The sequence below is a fragment of the Haloactinomyces albus genome, assembly GCF_031458135.1.
Lineage (GTDB): Bacteria > Actinomycetota > Actinomycetes > Mycobacteriales > Pseudonocardiaceae > Haloactinomyces > Haloactinomyces albus.
In genome coordinates this window covers 363,084-381,310 of sequence record NZ_JAVDXW010000001.1, presented here as the reverse complement: position 1 = coordinate 381,310, position 18,227 = coordinate 363,084, and the positions used below count along the sequence as shown (strand labels likewise).

Below are 18,227 nucleotides of genomic sequence, written 5' to 3'. Positions count from 1 at the left end.
GCTTCGTGGTGAGACGACTTGCGCATCGATGTGAACGCCGACCTGGCCGAGGGGTTCGGTCGCTGGGAACTCGGCGATGATGCCGCTCTGCTGGATGTGGTCACCAGTGCCAACGTCGCGTGTGGCTTCCACGCGGGAGATCCGAATACGTTGCGTGATGCGTGTACGCGTGCTGCTCGAGGCGGTGTGGCGCTGGGAGCGCAGGTGGCCTATCGGGACCTGGCGGGCTTCGGTAGGCGATTCATCGACATCGCCCCGGAGGATCTGACCAACGACGTGATCTACCAGATCGGCGCCCTGGCGGGGTTCGCGCGTGTGGCGGGAACCGAGATCACGTACGTCAAGCCGCATGGTGCCCTGTATCACGCGGTCGGTGGCCACAGCGACCAGGCGGCGGCTGTGGTGGAGGCGATCCGCTGCTACGACTCCCGGTTGGCCGTGCTCGGTTCGCCCGGCTCGCGATGGCTGGAGTTGGCAGGCCAGGCGGGTCTGCCGGTATACCGGGAAGCTTTCGCCGACCGTGCTTACAACCCGGACGGCACGTTGGTCTCCCGCCGGGCCCCGGGTGCGTTGCTGCACGATCCGGAGCGGATCGCTCAACGGTGCTCGCGCTTGGCGCGGGGCGAGGAGATCGAGGCCGTCGACGGGTCGATGATCCGGGTACGCGCCGAGTCGATCTGTGTGCACGGGGACACTCCCGATGCGGTCGCGATCGCCCACGCGGTCCGGGGACGGCTCGAAACCGAGGGAATCGAGCTTGTCTCGTTCGCGCCGGCTCCGGTGACCGAAAATCGGTCACCCGGTCGCCCCTGGTCGGACCCGGAGCACACTGACACGTATTGATTATGACGGATGTCACAAATATTGTTTCCGTGGGGTGCATGTCGTGCGTGCGAGCCGGATCGATTCCTTGCTCGGGGAGCTGCACGCGGGACGGATGGGATGCTTTCGCGTTCGTGGCGCCTACCTCCAGGGGTGGATGCATAAGTGCTGCACAAAGCAGTCTCGGGCAATCGATGTGATATGTGTCATTGTCCGGGATTGCTGATTCCGAAATGGTGTGCGGCCATGCACGGCCGCTATCCGGCGATATCCCAGGAAATGGGCGCATGGTCGAAGACGTGCTGCTACCGGTAGTAGGCTTTGTGGTGGGTGTGGCCTGATCGGCGAGTGCACCCGGGGCACGAACAGCCGCAGGGTTGCCCGGATCCACAGGATGCGGGCGATGACCTCCTGCATGGCGAAAGGGAACTGGTCAAGTGGTGACGACGAACGGACACCAACCCGCGGAGCAGGCGGGATCCGGCACGGCCGGTACTGCGCAGGACACCCGCAAGGTGAACCGCGTGGTGATCCGGTTCGCGGGCGACTCCGGTGACGGCATGCAGTTGACGGGGGACCGGTTCACCTCGGAGGCCGCGGCGTTCGGCAATGACCTGGCCACGCTGCCGAACTACCCGGCGGAGATCCGGGCTCCTGCGGGGACGTTGCCCGGGGTGTCCAGCTTCCAGCTGCACTTCGCCGATTACGACATCCTCACGCCGGGAGACCGCCCGGATGTGCTGGTGGCGATGAATCCGGCGGCGCTGAAGGCCAATATCGGCGATCTCCCACGCGGCGGGACTCTGGTGGTCAACACCGACGAGTTCACCAAGCGCAACCTGAAGAAGGTCGGCTACGAGGTCAACCCGCTGGAGACCTATGAGCTCGAGCCCTATGTGGTCCACGAGGTGGCCATGGCCGAGTTGACCAAGGGTGCGCTGGCCGAGACGGGCCTGTCGCGCAAGGAGGCCGAGCGGGCCAAGAACATGTTCGCCCTCGGGCTGCTGTCGTGGATGTACTCCCGCCCCACGGAGGGCACCGAGAAGTTCCTGCGGGAGAAGTTCGCCAAGAAACCGCAGTTGGCCGAGGCCAACGTGCTGGCCTTCCGGGCGGGCTGGAACTACGGGGAGACCACCGAGTCGTTCGCGGTGTCCTACGAGGTGGCTCCGGCGACGTTGCCGCAGGGCACGTACCGACAGATCACCGGTAACCAGGCGTTGGCCTACGGCCTGGTCAGTGCTGGGCAGCGCAGCGAGTTGCCGGTGTTTCTGGGTAGCTACCCGATCACGCCGGCCTCGGACGTGCTGCACGAGATGGCCAAGCACAAGAACTTCGGGGTGACCACCTTCCAGGCCGAGGACGAGATCGCCGGGATCGGTGCGGCACTGGGTGCGGCCTTCGGCGGGAGCCTGGGAGTGACCACCACCTCGGGGCCGGGGCTGGCGCTGAAGTCGGAGACCATCGGGCTGGCCGTGGCCCTGGAGCTACCGCTGCTGATCTGCGATATCCAGCGTGGCGGCCCGTCGACGGGGATGCCGACCAAGACCGAGCAGGCCGATCTGCTGCAAGCTTTGTACGGCCGCAACGGCGAATCACCGGTGCCGGTGGTCGCGCCCGCCTCACCTGCGGACTGCTTCGAGGTGGCTCTGGAGGCAGCCCGGATCGCGTTGACCTATCGCACTCCGGTGGTGCTGCTGTCGGACGGGGCGGTGGCCAACGGTTCCGAGCCGTGGATGGTCCCGGAGGTGAGCCGGCTGCCGGATCTGCGGGTGTCGTTCGCCTCCGAGCCCAACGCTCCGGACGGCTCCGGTGAGTTCTGGCCGTATCTGCGGGACCCGGAGACGTTGGCCCGCGAGTGGGCGATTCCCGGAACCCCGGGTGTGGAGCACCGGGTCGGCGGGCTGGAGAAGGCCGACGGCAAGGGCAGCATCTCCTATGACCCGGACAACCACGACCGGATGGTGCGGTTGCGCCAGAGCAAGGTCGACGGGGTCACCGTGGGCGACCTGGAGGTCGACGACCCCTCTGGGCAGGCGCGGGTGCTGGTGATCGGCTGGGGCTCTTCCTACGGGCCGATCGGGGCCGCCTGTCGCCGGGTGCGCAGTGATGGCCACGCGGTGGCCCAGGCCCACCTGCGGTACCTGAATCCGATGCCTGCCAACCTCGGCGAGGTCCTGCGTGCCTACGACAAGGTCGTGGTGCCGGAGATGAACCTGGGACAGCTGGCGATGCTGCTGCGATCCCGGTACCTGGTCGATGCGCAGTCCTACACCAAGGTGGCGGGCCTGCCTTTCCAAGCAGAGGAGCTGCAAACCGTGCTCACCGATGTCGTGCAGGGGGTTTCCGCGTGACTACCGATCTGGGTCTGCCCGCGCTGGGTGGGTTGGACAGTGTTCCGACCACCGACGAGCAGCAGAAGGCCAAGGACTTCACCAGTGATCAGGAAGTGCGCTGGTGCCCCGGCTGCGGTGACTACGCGGTGCTGGCCGCGGTGCGCGGTTTCCTGCCCGAGCTGGGGCTGAAGCGGGAGAACATCGTGTTCGTCTCGGGCATCGGCTGCTCCAGCCGGTTCCCGTACTACATGAACACCTACGGGATGCACTCCATTCACGGCCGTGCCCCGACGATCGCCACCGGGTTGGCCACCAGCCGACCCGATTTGAGCGTGTGGGTGGTCACCGGGGACGGGGACGCGCTGTCCATCGGCGGCAACCACTTGATCCACGCGCTGCGGCGCAACGTCAACCTCAAGATCCTGCTGTTCAACAACCGCATCTACGGGTTGACCAAGGGCCAGTACTCGCCGACCAGTGATCAGGGCATGGTCACCAAGTCCACCCCGGTGGGTTCACTGGACACGCCGTTCAACCCGGTCTCGCTGGCGCTGGGTGCCGAAGCCTCGTTCGTGGCCCGCACCCTGGACTCCGACCGGGCGCATCTGACCGAGACGCTGCGGGCTGCCGCGCAGCACCGTGGTAGTGCCGTGGTGGAGATCTACCAGAACTGCCCCATCTTCAACGACGGTGCTTTCGACGTGCTCAAGGACAGCGACGACAAGCAGCGCCGGATCATCCCCCTGCAGCACGGTCAGCCGATCACCTTCGGTCCCGAGGACGAGCGCTACGGCGTTGTCCGCGACAGCCAGGGTCAGCTGCAGGTGGCCAAGCTGTGTGAGGTCGACGAGTCCGATCTCGTCGTCCACGACGCCGAGGCCGACGACACCTCGCACGCCTTCGCGCTGTCCAGGCTCGGTGGTCAGGACCTCGACCCCACCGTCACCGGCATCTTCCGGGCGACGCCTCGGCCCACCTACGACGACCAGGCCCGCGCCCAGACTCGCCAAGCCGCCGAGAGCAACCCGCCCGACCTGCAAAACCTGCTCACCGGCAAGGACACCTGGACCATCTGAGGTAAGGGGAGTACTCCGGTAACGGGAGTTGTCGCCTGCGGGGGCGGCGTATCGTCCGGCATGACGTGTAGCCGACGAGAACGGCATGCCATGGCACAGCCACAGCCGACCCGGACCCGCAGCACCGGCACGTTCCCTCTCGTGCTGATGTACCATTCCGTTTCCTCGTGCTCACAGGACCCGTACCGGGTGACAGTGGGCCCCGACCGTTTCGAGCAGCAGTTGCGGTGGCTGCGCAGGCACGGGTTGCGGGGCACCTCGATGCGTGAGTTGCTGGATGCCGAAAGCACCGGACATTCCCGTGGGCTGATCGGCCTGACCTTCGACGACGGGTACGCGGATTTCGGGGAGACGGTACTGCCCGCCCTACGTCGGTACGGTTTCACAGCGACGGTGTTCGTGCTCGCCGAGCGATTGGGCGGGCACAATGCGTGGGATCCCGAAGGTCCGCGTAAAGCGCTGATGACCGCGGAGGAAGTACGTCGGGTCGCTGCCGACGGTATGGAGGTCGGCTCCCACGGGATGCTGCACCAGCCGTTGGGCTCGGTCTCCGAGGCGGCCCTGCTCGACGAGGTGCGGCGTAGCCGCACGGTACTGGAGCGGATCACCGGTCAGGATGTGCGTGGTTTCTGCTATCCGTACGGCGACGTGAGCGAACGAGTGATCGAGACCGTACGATCCACCGGCTACGACTATGGCTGCGCGATCTGGAACTCCGCGCTGTCCGGCAGGTACGCGCTGCCGCGTACCTATGTGGGCGATCGGGACCGAGCACTGCGCCTGCACGCCAAGCGGCTCCGGCACGAATGGACCTCCCGCGTGCGTCGTTGAGTACCGGGTGACGTTTCAGGGAAAACCTCGTCCCCCACATCTCCTGCGTACTGGGTAGGCACACTCCCCCCGCTGACGGAGGACCCGAGCGGACTCCGAATGCCACTGTTTCCCTGCGCTCCTGCGCAAGGCGGATGTCGGTGCCGAAAGCAAGGGGAGACAGTGGCGGAGCATGCACTCGCGCTCGCGATCAATGGCCGCGAGCACCAGTTCCACGACAAGCTGGTGGCGTACTCGTCGACGGCCACGTCCGGCCAGTACTCGTCCGAAGTGGAGACGGTGGCCGTCGTGGGGCTGGGCTATGTGGGCCTGCCCACCGCATCCGCCCTGTGCCACGGGGACGTGCGAGTCACCGGCCTCGACGTCAGCGAGGATCGCTTGGCTGCCATCAAGCGGGGCGATGTGGACCTGCCGGAGGACGAGCAGGCCGGACTGGCTGCCGCGATCGCCGACGGCAACCTCCTGCTGACCGAGGACGCTTCCGTCCTCGATGAGTCCGATGCGGTCGTCCTCTGTGTTCCCACTCCGGTGGATGAGGAGCACGCTCCGGACCTGACGGCACTGAGCCGGGCGTGCGCGACCGTGGTCGCACACGTCCGTCCCGGCCAGACGATCATCCTCACCTCGACGAGTTTCGTGGGCACCACCCGCCGATTGCTCATCGAACCGCTCGAACAGCAGGGACTGACCATCGGCACCGACGTGCACATTGCATTCAGCCCGGAACGGATCGATCCCGGCAACCCGGACCACCAGCACAGCCGGACGCCGCGGATCGTGGGGGGAGTGACCAGGGCCTGTGCCGTACGCGCGGCATCGGTGATCGAGAACATGACCGACTCGGTGTACCTGGTCGGCTCCCCGGAAGCAGCGGAGCTGACCAAGCTGTACGAGAACATCTTCCGGGCGGTCACACTGGCTCTGGCCAACGAGTTCTCCGACATCTGCGCCCACTTCGACCTGGATCCGATCGAAGTGACCGTCGCGGCGGGAACGAAGCCGTACGGCTTCCTCGGCGGGTTTCCCGGGCCCGGTGTGGGTGGGCACTGCATTCCGTGCGATCCGCACTACTTGCTGTGGCAGTTGCGTCAGCACGACCACACCGCTCCGTTGATCGAGCAGACCATGCGGTCGATCGAACTGCGTCCCGAGCGCGTCGTGGACCGGGCGGTGCAGATGCTGGGCGAGGCGGGGGTGGAGCCTTCGGGAGCGCGGGTGCTGCTCGTCGGCGTCAGCTACAAGGCGGGTGTGCGGGATCTTCGGGAATCTCCTGCCCTGCCGATCCTGTCCGGACTCGCCCGGCGAGGTGTGCGTGTCGCCTACCACGATCCGCTGATGCCGCAGATCCGATTGCCGGACGGCACTTCGTTGAGCAGCGAGCAGACGCCCGAGGCCGAACAATGCGACCTGGTCGTGATCCACACGGTGCACCCGGAAATCGACTACTCCTGGGTACGTGACTGCGCGCAGGTGCTGGACGCGACCTACCGGTTCGACATCGCACCGCACCGCCAGGTCGTGTGAGGAGGCCAAGGTGCACATCGACACCACCGCCCCGGCGGTCGTCCTCAAACTCGACCCGAACGTGTTCCACCACGGTGGGTTGGGCGTGATTCGCAGCCTCGGACGTCTCGGAGTCCCCGTGTACGGGGTCCACGAGGATGCGCTGGCGCCGGCAGCCCACTCGCGTTACCTGCACGGTCGCTGGTTGTGGCGCCCCGAGGCGGCCGACACCGAACGCGTGCTGGACGGCCTCCTCCGACTGGCCGACCGCATCGGATCTCGGCCGGTACTGCTGCCCACGGACGACGCGGGCGCGATTCTGCTGGCCGAGCATGCCGACACCCTGCGGCCGTGGTTTCGCCTGCCCGAGCCGGACCGGTACCTGCCGCGTGCTCTCACCGGAAAACACTCGCTGCACCGGCTGTGCAGGCAGTGGGGTCTGCCCCACCCGCTGACCGTGTCGGCCGGGTCGTGGAGCGAGATGGCGCACTTCGCCGGGCAGGTGGGGTTTCCCCTGGTCGCCAAACTCGCGACGCCGTGGCGCGCCTCCGGTGCGGTCGGGTTGCGCAGCACCACGATCGTGCGCACCCGTGGCGAGCTGTCCGCGGTCCACCGGGCCTGTGACAGGGACGAGACCGCAGGGGTGATGCTGCAGGAATACCTGCCGGGCGGGCACGGCAGCGATTGGTTCTTTCACGGCTACTGTGATGCGGCCTCGACCTGCCGCCCTGCGTTCACCGGGGTCAAGGAGCGTTCCTATCCCGCGCCTGCGGGCCTGACCAGCCTCGGGCGGTGCGCCGACAACGTGGCACTACGACAGCAGGCCACGGAACTGCTGTCCCGGCTGTCCTTCCGGGGCATCGTGGATCTGGACTGGCGCTGGGACGAGCGGGACGGCCAGTACAAACTGCTGGACTTCAACCCCCGGATCGGAGCACAGTTCCGCCTGTTCCGGGACCGGGCCGGTATCGACGTGGCCGTGGCGGCCTATCTCGATCTGACCGGTCAGCCGGTTCCGGAGGGAGAACCGATTGTCGGCCGCCGATTCGTGGTGGAGAACTACGACCCCATCGCGGCATTCGGTTACTGGCGCAGTAACCGGATCGATCTCAGGGCGTGGGCCGCCTCGCTGCGCGGGGTGGACGAGTCGGCGTGGTTCGCACGGGACGATCCGGCGCCTTTCGGACTGATGTGCCTGCGCATGGGCTGGCGTGCTGTGACACGTCCGTTCACTCGCCCCGGGACGGGGACTCACCGAGCCGGTCGGCCCGTGTACCGACCGGGCCGCGCGGGAGCTGCCGGCCGTGCCGCGGCTCCGGCGGGGCGGGCGAGGAGTGCCCACGCACCCAGGCGGCAGTCGTCGTATCCGGTAGTCGGGAAGGAAGTTGTATGAAGGAAACCGTCGATGTGGCCATTGTGGGTGCCGGACCGTACGGTCTGTCGCTGGCCGCGCACCTGCGTGGAGCCGGTATCCGGTACCGCCAGTTCGGCCTGCCGCTGAATCTCTGGCACACCGCGATGCCGCAGGGCATGTACCTGAAGTCGCAGGGGTTCGCCTCCAGCCTGTCCGATCCGTCCGGTCGGTACACGCTGGCGGCGTTCTGCCGGGAGACCGGACGCGACTATGCCGACTGCGGCGTGCCGGTGTCCCTGGAAACCTTCCGTGCTTACGGGGAATGGTTCCAGCAGCATCAGGCCCCGGATGTCGAGGAGGTGCTGGTCACCGAGATCACCGGCAGGCAGGGTAATTACGAGCTCGTGCTGTCCAATGGTGACCGTGCCCGGGCGCGCACCGTGGTGGTGGCCACCGGCATCGAGCACTTCGCTCGGATCCCCGGAGCCCTGTCCGGCTTGCCCTCCGAGCTGTGTTCGCACAGTTCCGCCCATGTGGATCTCGGAGCCTTCCGCGGACGCGAGGTCGTGGTCATCGGTGCGGGGCAGTCGGCTCTGGAATCCGCCGCTTTGCTCCACGAATCCGGTGCGGCAGTGCGCCTCGTCGCCCGTACTTCCGGTATTTCCTGGAATGGTCTGCCGCTCGCGTTGGACCGGCCGCTGCTGCGCCGCATGCGGGAACCCGAGGCGGGGCTGGGCTCGGGATGGTCCACATGGTTCTATTCCCGGCAACCTCGGTGGTTCCGCCACCTTCCGGCGCTCACCCGGGTGCGGCTGGCGCGTACCGCGATGGGACCGGCCGGGGCGTGGTGGTTGCGCGACCGCGTGGAAGACCGGGTTCCCCTGCAGCTCGACCAATCCGTGCAGTGGGCCGAACCCGACAACGGGCACGTACGACTGGGTCTGCGGAGTTCCGGGGGAGAGTCCTCGGTGCTCACGGCCGAGCATGTCATCGCCGCCACCGGCTACCGCCCCGACATCCGGCGGCTGCCGTTTCTGAGCCCGCAGTTGCGGGCGCAGCTGCGCACCATCGACCACACCCCGCACGTGGGTGCGGACTTCCAGTCCTCGGTACCGGGACTGTTTTTCATGGGAGCTGCGGTCGCGCCGACATTCGGCCCCGTCATGCGCTTCGTCTACGGCTCCGACTACGCGGTGCGTCTCGTGACGAACAGGCTGGCAGGTAGCGCCCGGACGCCGCGCACCGTCGAGAGGGCCGGCCGATGAGCGTGACCGAACTGGCCTCCGACCGGCGAGAGCGCCGGGAACCACCGGTCGAGACCGCAGCACGGGCACCGGCTGTACTCGCACGGAAACCGGGCGCGCACGTATCGGTGGATTCCACTGCGGACACATCTCGGTCGAGCCGGTTCGTCCCCTTCTTCCTGATGCCCGTGATCGACGGTCTCGCGCTGGTGACACTGATTCTCGTGACCGGGATGGGGTGGTTCGGTGCGGTGTATGCCCCGACCGTTCTGGCGATTCTGGCTGCCGAGGGGCAGCATCGGACACGTTTTTGCCTGCGAGTCTCCGACCAGGTACCGCGGATCGCCGCTGCCGCGGCGCTACCGCTGATCCTGCTTCTACCGTGGAAGCCTGTCGACGGCGCCGCACTGTCGGCGCTTCTGGCCACCTGCACGCTGATCTCCTTCCGCGGGGGTGGCTGTCTGGTGCTTCGCGCGGTGCACCGGCGCGGTTGGTGGCACGAACCGACCCTGATCGTGGGAACGGGGTCGCCTGCGTTCGACATCGCCCAACTGCTCGATGAGCACCCCGAACTCGGACTGCGTCCGCGAGGATTTCTTGATCGCGGCTCCTCCGGACGGAGTGGCGCACCGATGCCGGGGCCGCTCGAAGAGCTCGGTGAGGTGGTGCGTCGACACGGCATCAGCCGGGTCCTCGTGTGTTCTCCGGCCATTTCCGAGGCGGAGCTGACCTCGCTGCTGCGGGCGTGCCGACCGCTGTCCGCCGACGTGTGCGTGGTTCCCCGGCTGCACGAGCTGGGCATGGCCGTGCCCCGGGGCTGCCTCGACGAGGTGTGGGGGATTCCGCTCGTTCCGCTGCGGCACCACGCCCACACGGGGGCGGGGGCGAAGGTCAAGCGAGCACTGGACCTGGTTCTCGGCGCACTGCTGTGTGTGGTGGCCGCCCCGCTGCTGATCCTGCTCACGGCAGCGGTTCGGGTGAGCAGCGGCCGCCGGGTCTTCTTCCACCAGGAACGTGTCACTCGCTCGGGCAGGTCGGCATCGGTGGTGAAGCTGCGCACCGTCGCCCCGGGGGCACAGCAGAACTGGTCGGTTTCGGAGCAGCAGTGCACCCGGCTCGGTCGCTGGCTGCGCGCGACACACTTCGACGAACTGCCGCAGTTGCTCAACGTCGTGCGCGGAGACATGTCCCTGGTAGGACCTCGTCCGGAGCGGCCGCACTTCGCGCGGCGCTTCGCCGGGGAGATCCCGCGCTACGCGGACCGACATCGTATGCCGGGCGGCATGACCGGCTGGGCCCAGGTGCACGGATTGCACGGTGATACCTCGATCCGGCAGCGGGCGAGATTCGACAACCAGTACATCGAGTACTGGTCGCTGTGGATGGACGCGGTGATCGTGGCCCGGACATTGGCGACCGTGCTCGTCGGGAGCGGACGATTCCGCTCCTCGTCTCCGGGAGGTTCTCGGTGAGAGTTCTGCATGTGATCACGGGGCTGGGCGTCGGCGGAGCCGAGCTGCAGCTGCGTTCGGTGCTTCAGCACACTCGCCACGACGCAGAGGTCGTCACGCTCTACAACCCGGGCGAGGTGGCCGAGATGCTCTCGCGTGACGGAGTGCGCGTCCGCGATCTGGGCATGACCGGCAACACCGAGATCGCAGCCGTGTTGCGTCTGTGGAAACTGATCCGCCAGGGCCGCTACGACGTGGTCCACACCCATCTGTACCGGGCCTGTGTCTACGGTCGCGTCGCCGCGCGGCTGGCAGGGACTCCGGCCGTGGTGACCACCGAGCATTCGATCGGCCGGACACATCTGGAGCGCAGGAGGATGACCCGTGGCGTGCAGGCGCTGTACCTGGGCACGGACCTGTGCTCGGACGCCACGATCGCGGTCTCGGACACGGTCGCGGACAGGCTGGTCGGCTGGGGGGTGCGGCGGGACAAGATCACGGTGATTCCGAATGGTGTCGACTTCGACAGGGTCGCCTTCGACGAGGCCGATCGTGCCCGGATCCGGGCCGAGTTCGGGATCGCTCGTGAGGTCCGCGTCGTCGGCGTGCTGGGCCGGTTGGATCCGAACAAGCGCTTCGACCTGGTGATCGCGGCGATGGCTCCGATGCTGGACGCCACGACCGGATTGTTGATCGTCGGAGAGGGACCGGATCGCGAACGGCTCGAGGGCGTGGCACGCGAACACGGCGTGGCCGACCGGGTGCTCTTCACCGGTGAGCGGCACGATGTCGCGGCGATGTTGTCCGCGCTGGATCTGTTCGTGGCTTCCTCGGCCCAGGAGACCTTCGGTCTGTCGGTGCTGGAGGCGTTGTCCAACGGCATTCGCGCGCTGTACACGACATGCCCGGCGATGGCGGGGATCGAGACCGACCGCGCCCGCGCGGTACCCGGCGATGTGGCGGGAATGCGCCGTGAGATCGCTTCCGAGCTTGCCCGGATGGGCTCACCCCAACCGGGAATGTCCACGGGACTGCCACGCGAGACGGTCCCGGCGATCCGCGAGAGATACGGGATCGACGCCGTGACCGGCAGAATCGACGATCTCTACGATGGTCTGCTGGACCGGCGCGCGCAGCGGTCACCACGTTCGGAACCTCTCGTGGCCGATGCCGTGGCCTCCGCCGAACCGGCGGGAGGTGACCGATGAGGGCACTGGTCACCGGCGCTGCGGGCTTCATCGGTTCGCACCTGGTCGAGCACCTGTTGGCGGAAGGTCATCACGTCGTCGGCCTCGACGATGTGAGCACCGGACGGCGGGAGAACCTGTCCGCGGTCGCCGAACACCCCGACTTCCGGCTCGTGCAGGGCACGATCCTGGATCGCACCGCGGTCGACGAGCTGACCGCGGAGGTGGACGTGGTCTTTCACCTGGCCGCCGCCGTCGGTGCGTTCGTCATCCGGGACCGGACACTGGAAAGCCTGCTGACCAACATCCACGGTACGGAAAACGTCGTGTGGGCCGCCCACCGGTACGAGGCCCGGTTGCTGCTCGCCTCGTCTAGCGAGGTGTACGGCAAGAACGGCAAGGTCGGTCTCCGCGAGGACGACGATCGCCTGGTCGGATCGCCGTTGAAGTCGCGGTGGTCCTATTCCGAGGCCAAGGCACTCGACGAGAGCCTCACCGAGGCGTATGCGCGGGAGTGCGGTCTGCGTGCGGTGATCGCCCGCCTGTTCAACACGGTCGGCCCGCGCCAGAGCGGCCGTTACGGCATGGTCATCCCACGGCTGGTGGCCCAGGCGCTGCAGGGCTCGCCACTGACCGTCTTCGGTACCGGAGAGCAGGTGCGCTGCTTCTGCCACGTCCAGGACGTCGTCCCCGCGCTGGTGCGGCTCATCGGTACCGAGCAGGCATTCGGTACGGCGGTCAACCTCGGTAGCAGTGAACAGGTCTCGATCGGACGTCTGGCGAACCGGGTCATCGAGATGACCGGGTCCTCCAGTGCACCCGTGTACCAGTCGTACGAATCGGTGTACGGCAGCGGATACGAGGACATGTGGCGCCGAGTGCCGGACTGCTCACGAGCACGGGAACTGATCGGGTTCCGGCCCACCCGGACGCTGGACGACATCATCCGTTCGGTGCTCGACGAGCACACCCGAAATCGCCGGGTTCCCGTGGCCTCCGTGCCATGACGACGAGGGCGGCGTGATGGAACACGACACGGCGGAAACGGTACCGATCCTTCTCGCGTTCGCGCGCCGCCGTCGAGGCGGTCGGAATCGGCGAATCCCCGCCCCGGCGCCTTCGTCGATGTTCTCGGGCACTCGCCCTTCCCGACACACGAACCGGTCCTGGCACATCGAGGGGTTGGTGTATCTGGTGATCCTGCTGCTGTGCGTTGTCCTGCTGGCCGTGGTGTCGGTCTCGCGGACGACACCCACGCCCCTGTCCACGGGGCACTGGAATCTCGTCGTGGCCTCGGTACCGTTCTGGCATCTGGACAGGGGCACATCGGCGCTGATGAACCACCGGCAGGCCGTCAACCAGGTGTCGCCGTGGATGTACGGGCTCAGCGCCGACGGCCGGATCGTTCCGCAGTTCCCCGTGGAGCAGGCGGACGACGTGAGCCGGTATCTGCAGACATTGCGCGCGTCGGGACTGCCCTTGATTCCGACGCTGGCGAATACGACCAACGGTCGGTGGGCCTACGAACCGGTCGCGCGTTTCCTGCACGACCCGCAACGCAGACAGCAGCACATCACCGACATCGTCGAGCTGGTGCTGCGGGAGAACTACACCGGCATCGACATCGACTACGAGGATTTGCGGGCAAGCGACCGCGACGAGTTCACCGGCTTCATCACCGAACTCGCCGATGCCTTGCACGAACACGACAAGCTCCTGTCGGTGGCACTGTTCGCCAAGACCAGCGAAGCGGGCTACGACCAGCGCAACGTCGCGCAGGACTACGCGGCAATCGGCCGTGTTGCCGATCAGGTCCGGCTGATGGGCTATGACTATCACTGGCCGACATCCGAGCCGGGGCCGGTGGCGCCGATCGGTTGGATCGACGACGTGCTGGGCTATGCCACGACACGAATACCCGCGCACAAGGTGGTTCTGGGGGTCCCGCTGTACGGATACGACTGGGTGGACGGATACGGCACACCCGTGAGCTGGCTGGAAGCATCCCGGCTGGCGGCGAGGCACCAAGCGCGGGTGCGTTTCGACGAGGCGAGTCGGTCCCCCTGGTTTCGCTACACCGATGCGCAGGGGCGCGAGCACGAGGTGTGGTTCGAAAACGCCGCGAGCTCACGGGCCAAGTTCCTGGCGGCACGGCAAGCAGGCATCAGTGGTGTGTACCTGTGGATGTACGGCCCCGCGGACACGGATACGTGGTCCGAAGTGCGCGAAACGCTGCTGGCAGGCACATAGAGGCGCCGCCTGGGCGCCGCGAGCCCGACAGTTCCCACTGCCGGAGCCTCATAAGTCGATCAATTTCCTGCAAGGGGGGCTCGGTGATTCCTTGGTGGATGCTCGCCGTCTTCGTCTTCGGTGCCAACTTCACGCTCTGGGGAACGATCGGGCTGCTGCGGCTGCTCGACGGCCCCACGACGCGCCGAGGAGGCATCCGGTTCGCGTCCCGCGGGGCACATGCGCTCCGAAAACCCCCGAAGCGAGAGGTGTCGTCGATTCGGGCGGGTTCGCTGACCGTGCGGGATGTCGCCGTTCTGATCCCCGCGCACAATGAGGGCTTGGTCATCGCGGACAGCCTGCGTGCGGTCCTGGACGTGGTCCCGAAAGCGAATGTGCACGTCGTTTCGGACGGTTCCACCGATGACACGTTCGAACTGGCACGCGCTACCGGGGCGCGGGTGATCCGGACACGCAGCAATGTCGGTAAAGCCGGTGCCCTGCAGGAAGCCATCGAACGTTTCCGGCTCGTCGAACGGTTCGAGGTGGTGATGCTGTTGGACGCCGACACCCGGGTCGACTCCGGATATTTCCAAGCGGCGCTGCCGTTGTTCGACGATCCACGCGTCGTGGCGGTGGCGGGCTACGTGCGCAGTGACTGGCGCCGCCGCAGCCTGTCGCCACTCGGGAAGTTGCTGGTGTGCCACCGCCAGCGGATCTATGCGTTGACCCAGTTCCTGCTCAAGTTCGGCCAAACCTGGCGGCGCGCCAACGCGACCCACATCATTCCCGGCTTCGCGAGCCTGTACCGCACGGAAGTCCTGCCGCACATCGAGGTGAACCCACCCGGCCTCGTGATCGAGGACTTCAACATGACCTTCGAGGTGTACCAGAAAGGACTCGGCAAGGTCGGATTCACCCCGGCTGCCGTGGCCGTTACTCAGGACCCGGGGTCCCTCGGGGACTACGTACGCCAGACCAAACGGTGGGCGTTGGGATGGTGGCAAACCGTACGGCGCCACCGACCACGTGCGAATCTGTTCACCGGCATGCTCACGCTGTTGCTACTGGAACAGGTGACCAGCGGTGTCCTGATCGTGCTCCTGCCGTTCGTCCTGTTGCTGCTCGTCGTTCCGGAACTGACGGGAATCGTGCTCACCATTCCGGGACTGGCCGAAATCCACGGTTTCGTGGCCGCCCATGTCGGTTTCACCGCGTTGCTGTTCGGTGTCGTGCTCCCCGACATCGTTCTGACATGCACCGTGGCGCTGTGCCACCGCAAAATTCGCTTCCTGCTTTTCGGGGTCTTCTTCCTGGTGCTCCGGATACTCGATTCCGCGATCGCGTTGTATGCCTTGCCGCTGGCGTGGTTGTCGAGGTCGACAGGCCGGTGGCGCAGCCCGAGCAGGCGGAGGCTCGGGACCACACCGGTGCCGGGCACCGATCCACCGGAGCTCACCACGACCCACCGGGACTCGACCGATGCCCGGGAAGGGTGAGCAGCCGGTTCCCATCCTCCCGCGGTGTGACAGCTCCACCGTTCCACGAGGACAAGCCGATGGATCCGGGGCACAGTTGTCCGGTGGACATGGTGCGGTTGCTCATGGTGGACGATCACCGGATGTTGACCGAGGCGCTGACGAACCGGCTGTCCGCCACGCCGGATCTGTGGGTGGTCGGACAGTCGACGACGCATGATCCCGACTTGACCGAGACCGTGGCACGTCTCCGGCCCGACGTCATCGTGATCGATGTCGAACCGGCAGGCACTGCCACCCGGGAGCTGCTGGAACGGCTCACGGCAGCGTGGTCGTCGGCGAACATCGTGGTGCTCACCGCAGGGAACCACGGGGAACGTGTGGTGGATGCCGCGCGAGCCGGAGCAGCGGCATGGGTCCCGAAGGAACGTGGTGCCGAGGAGCTCACCGGCATCCTGCGCGGAGTGTGCAGCGGGCATTCCTGGTTCCCGCCCGAGGTGCTCGGCACGGTTCTGCGGGAACTCCGCGAGGATGTTCGGAGAGCCAGGGACCGGAGCGGTCCGCTGGATGTGCTCAGCAACCGTGAGCGCGACGTACTGCTCGGTATGACCGAGGGCAAGCGTGGCGATCAGATTGCAGCGGAACTGCTGATCTCGGCGCAGACCGTACGCACCCACACTCGCAGCATCCTCACCAAGTTACGAGTGCACAGCCGGCTCGAGGCGGTCAGCGTGGCCCGCGCCGCCGGTCTCCGGGCCGCCGAGCACACATCCGGGATCGTGCCCGTGCAACGAACCCCTCGGCGGTGACCGATGAGCGACGGACGAATGCGGATCGCCACGGTGATCACCCGCATGGACGGCGGTGCGGGTGTCATGGCCCTGCGTGGTGCCCGCGCTCTCGATCCGGACAGATACCGGGTCACTCTCATCACGGGCAGCGGGGGACGGCTGCTCGACGAAGCCGCCTCTGCGGGACTGGAGACCGTGCTCGAGCCCGCGCTACGCGCTCCGATCGTGCCGCACCACGACCTGCTCGCCCTGCATCGGCTGGCCGGCCTGTTCACCCGGCGGCGTTTCGACGTTGTGCACACGCATTGTGCGAAGGCGGGTGCGGTGGGGCGGATGGCCGCACGATGGGCAGGTACGCCTCGAATCGTGCACACTTTTCACGGTTTCCCGTTCCACGCCTTCCAGCCGGCGGTGCGCAGGCAGGCCTATATCGGCATCGAACGCCTGCTCGGCGGCAGTACCGATGTCGCACTCTGCGTGGGCTCGGGTGTGGCAGCCGAGGCGGTGCGGCGTGGGTTGGTTCCTCCGGAACGCGTTCGGACCATCGGAGGAGTCGTGGACCGCGACGTGCCCGTGCACACTCCGCAGGTACGTCTCCGTGCCCGCCGTGCGCTGGGACTGGACACCGATGATGTCGTCGTGGGAACGGTGGCACGCCTGACGTACCAGAAGGCACCGGAAGATTTCGTGGCCGCCATGCTCGCACTGGGGCAACGTGATGTGCAGGGTGTGTGGGTGGGCGGCGGCGAACTGGCCGAGCGGGTCCAACGGCTCGCTGCTCGAGCGCGACCGCGGGCGAGGGTGGTGCTGGCCGGGGAGCGCACCGACGTCGAGGAGCTACTCGCGGCATTCGATGTGTTCGTGCTTCCCAGCCGTTACGAAGGTCTGCCGTTGGCCGTCCTGGAAGCGATGGTGCGTGGCATCCCCGTGGTGGCCACGGCGGTCAATGCGGTGACCGATGTCGTGGTCCCCGGTGAGACGGGCCTGCTCGTGCCACCGCAGCGTCCGGACCTGCTGGCTGCGGCTGTGGGACATATGCTCGACTCACCCGCAGAAGCCGCACGGATGGCCTCGGCGGCGCGTGCGCGGGTGGACGAGCGCTACAGCGAAGCGGCACTCGCAGCGGCACTGGCGGCGGCTTACGACTCCGGTGGCCGGCGAACCGGCGTTGTCCCCCTGCGGTGTGGCGATTGATTCTCACCCGAACTCCACGCTGGATCCGTGTTCTCCTCGTGGTGCGGAAAGGAGCGATTGTGCACGGAGTATCGACCCTGACGACCACGGCGCGGCGAGAGCCCCACTCGCTCGAAACCACCGGGCAGTTGCGTGGACTGTTGCATGATCTCGGCCAGGGTCTGGGGACGCTGTCCCTGCTCACGGATGGGATCCACGATGATCCCGCACTGTCCGCGGAAACCCGGTACCGACTGAAGCTCATGGCACAGGAGCTGTCCAGGCTGGTCGATCTTGCTGCGCTACCGGTCGGCGAGCCGATACTCGACACGGTCGACGTGCGTGAACTGCTGGGGCAGCTGGTGTCGTTGACGGCCCTGTCGAGCCGAGCAACGGTGGTGCTGCGGCCCGGTGCCGACGTGGCACTGTGTACGGACAGGACGTTGCTGTGGCGCATGGTGGTCAATCTCGTCGACAATGCTGTTCGAGCGGCGGGGCCGGACGGCACGGTGGAGATCGCGGTCGGTGACGAATGTGGTGTGGTCGTCGAGGTGATCGATGACGGACCGGGGTTCGGTGACGGACCCGGCGGTGTGGCCTCGCAAGGGCTCGGCATCGTTCTCGACCTGGCGCGCCGATGTGGGGCTCACTTGCAGGTATGTCCGGCCGAGCACGGAGGCACGTGTGCCCGGTTGGTGTTTCCCGATGCCGGTCGGCCACCGGAGGCCTGATCAGCGAGTGCGTGAAAGGGGCAC

The 18,227-nt window shown here is 67.0% G+C and carries 15 protein-coding genes; all 15 read left to right on the top strand.

Annotated elements, in window-relative coordinates:
* The first annotated feature begins 24 nt into the window (after positions 1-24).
* The 15 genes from JOF55_RS01745 (at position 25) to JOF55_RS01675 (ending at position 18,203) form a co-directional block, all read left to right on the top strand.
* On the top strand, positions 25-843 hold the full coding sequence (locus JOF55_RS01745; RefSeq protein ID WP_374727350.1) for a LamB/YcsF family protein: 819 nt from the start codon (positions 25-27) through the stop codon (positions 841-843).
* A 416-nt stretch (positions 844-1,259) separates the two neighbouring features.
* On the top strand, positions 1,260-3,173 hold the full coding sequence (locus tag JOF55_RS01740; RefSeq protein ID WP_374727200.1) for a 2-oxoacid:acceptor oxidoreductase subunit alpha: 1,914 nt from the start codon (positions 1,260-1,262) through the stop codon (positions 3,171-3,173).
* Positions 3,170-4,231, top strand: coding sequence for a 2-oxoacid:ferredoxin oxidoreductase subunit beta (locus JOF55_RS01735; protein WP_310268501.1), 1,062 nt, complete (start codon positions 3,170-3,172; stop codon positions 4,229-4,231). Before JOF55_RS01740 ends, JOF55_RS01735 begins: the two co-directional genes overlap by 4 nt.
* Before the next feature lie 90 nt (positions 4,232-4,321).
* Positions 4,322-5,062 carry a polysaccharide deacetylase family protein gene (locus JOF55_RS01730; protein ID WP_310268498.1) on the top strand — a complete coding sequence of 247 codons (741 nt, stop codon included), beginning with the start codon at positions 4,322-4,324 and terminating at the stop codon, positions 5,060-5,062.
* A gap of 162 nt (positions 5,063-5,224) precedes the next feature.
* Entirely contained in the window at positions 5,225-6,586 is a 1,362-nt protein-coding gene (locus JOF55_RS01725; RefSeq protein WP_310268495.1) for a nucleotide sugar dehydrogenase, read from the top strand.
* Between the two features lie 10 nt (positions 6,587-6,596).
* Entirely contained in the window at positions 6,597-7,958 is a 1,362-nt protein-coding gene (locus tag JOF55_RS01720; protein WP_310268492.1) for a carboxylate--amine ligase, read from the top strand.
* On the top strand, positions 7,955-9,184 hold the full coding sequence (locus tag JOF55_RS01715; protein ID WP_310268490.1) for an NAD(P)-binding domain-containing protein: 1,230 nt from the start codon (positions 7,955-7,957) through the stop codon (positions 9,182-9,184). Before JOF55_RS01720 ends, JOF55_RS01715 begins: the two co-directional genes overlap by 4 nt.
* Complete coding sequence (locus tag JOF55_RS01710) at positions 9,181-10,635, top strand: sugar transferase (RefSeq protein ID WP_310268487.1); 1,455 nt, start codon at positions 9,181-9,183, stop codon at positions 10,633-10,635. Before JOF55_RS01715 ends, JOF55_RS01710 begins: the two co-directional genes overlap by 4 nt.
* The gene (locus JOF55_RS01705; protein WP_310268485.1) at positions 10,632-11,822 is read left to right on the top strand and encodes a glycosyltransferase; all 1,191 of its coding nucleotides are present in this window, start codon (positions 10,632-10,634) and stop codon (positions 11,820-11,822) included. The genes JOF55_RS01710 and JOF55_RS01705 overlap by 4 nt, the downstream gene beginning before the upstream one ends.
* Positions 11,819-12,808: an NAD-dependent epimerase/dehydratase family protein gene (locus tag JOF55_RS01700; protein ID WP_310268483.1), complete on the top strand. Its 990-nt coding sequence runs from the start codon at positions 11,819-11,821 to the stop codon at positions 12,806-12,808. Before JOF55_RS01705 ends, JOF55_RS01700 begins: the two co-directional genes overlap by 4 nt.
* A 118-nt stretch (positions 12,809-12,926) precedes the next feature.
* Positions 12,927-14,051 carry a glycosyl hydrolase family 18 protein gene (locus tag JOF55_RS01695; protein WP_310268481.1) on the top strand — a complete coding sequence of 375 codons (1,125 nt, stop codon included), beginning with the start codon at positions 12,927-12,929 and terminating at the stop codon, positions 14,049-14,051.
* An 83-nt stretch (positions 14,052-14,134) separates the two neighbouring features.
* On the top strand, positions 14,135-15,529 hold the full coding sequence (locus tag JOF55_RS01690) for a glycosyltransferase family 2 protein (protein ID WP_310268477.1): 1,395 nt from the start codon (positions 14,135-14,137) through the stop codon (positions 15,527-15,529).
* A 26-nt stretch (positions 15,530-15,555) separates the two neighbouring features.
* On the top strand, positions 15,556-16,317 hold the full coding sequence (locus JOF55_RS01685) for a LuxR C-terminal-related transcriptional regulator (RefSeq protein ID WP_310268474.1): 762 nt from the start codon (positions 15,556-15,558) through the stop codon (positions 16,315-16,317).
* A gap of 3 nt (positions 16,318-16,320) precedes the next feature.
* Positions 16,321-17,493: a glycosyltransferase gene (locus JOF55_RS01680; protein WP_310268472.1), complete on the top strand. Its 1,173-nt coding sequence runs from the start codon at positions 16,321-16,323 to the stop codon at positions 17,491-17,493.
* Between the two features lie 59 nt (positions 17,494-17,552).
* On the top strand, positions 17,553-18,203 hold the full coding sequence (locus JOF55_RS01675) for a sensor histidine kinase (RefSeq protein ID WP_310268471.1): 651 nt from the start codon (positions 17,553-17,555) through the stop codon (positions 18,201-18,203).
* Positions 18,204-18,227 lie beyond the last annotated feature (24 nt).

Bases quoted from the DNA above. Each gene is read 5' to 3' on its own strand.
- JOF55_RS01730 (WP_310268498.1), top strand. From the start codon at position 4,322: ATGGCACAGCCACAGCCGACCCGGACCCGCAGCACCGGCACGTTCCCT.
- JOF55_RS01715 (WP_310268490.1), top strand. From the start codon at position 7,955: ATGAAGGAAACCGTCGATGTGGCCATTGTGGGTGCCGGACCGTACGGT.
- JOF55_RS01710 (WP_310268487.1), top strand. From the start codon at position 9,181: ATGAGCGTGACCGAACTGGCCTCCGACCGGCGAGAGCGCCGGGAACCA.
- JOF55_RS01700 (WP_310268483.1), top strand. From the start codon at position 11,819: ATGAGGGCACTGGTCACCGGCGCTGCGGGCTTCATCGGTTCGCACCTG.
- JOF55_RS01695 (WP_310268481.1), top strand. From the start codon at position 12,927: ATGTTCTCGGGCACTCGCCCTTCCCGACACACGAACCGGTCCTGGCAC.
- JOF55_RS01680 (WP_310268472.1), top strand. From the start codon at position 16,321: ATGAGCGACGGACGAATGCGGATCGCCACGGTGATCACCCGCATGGAC.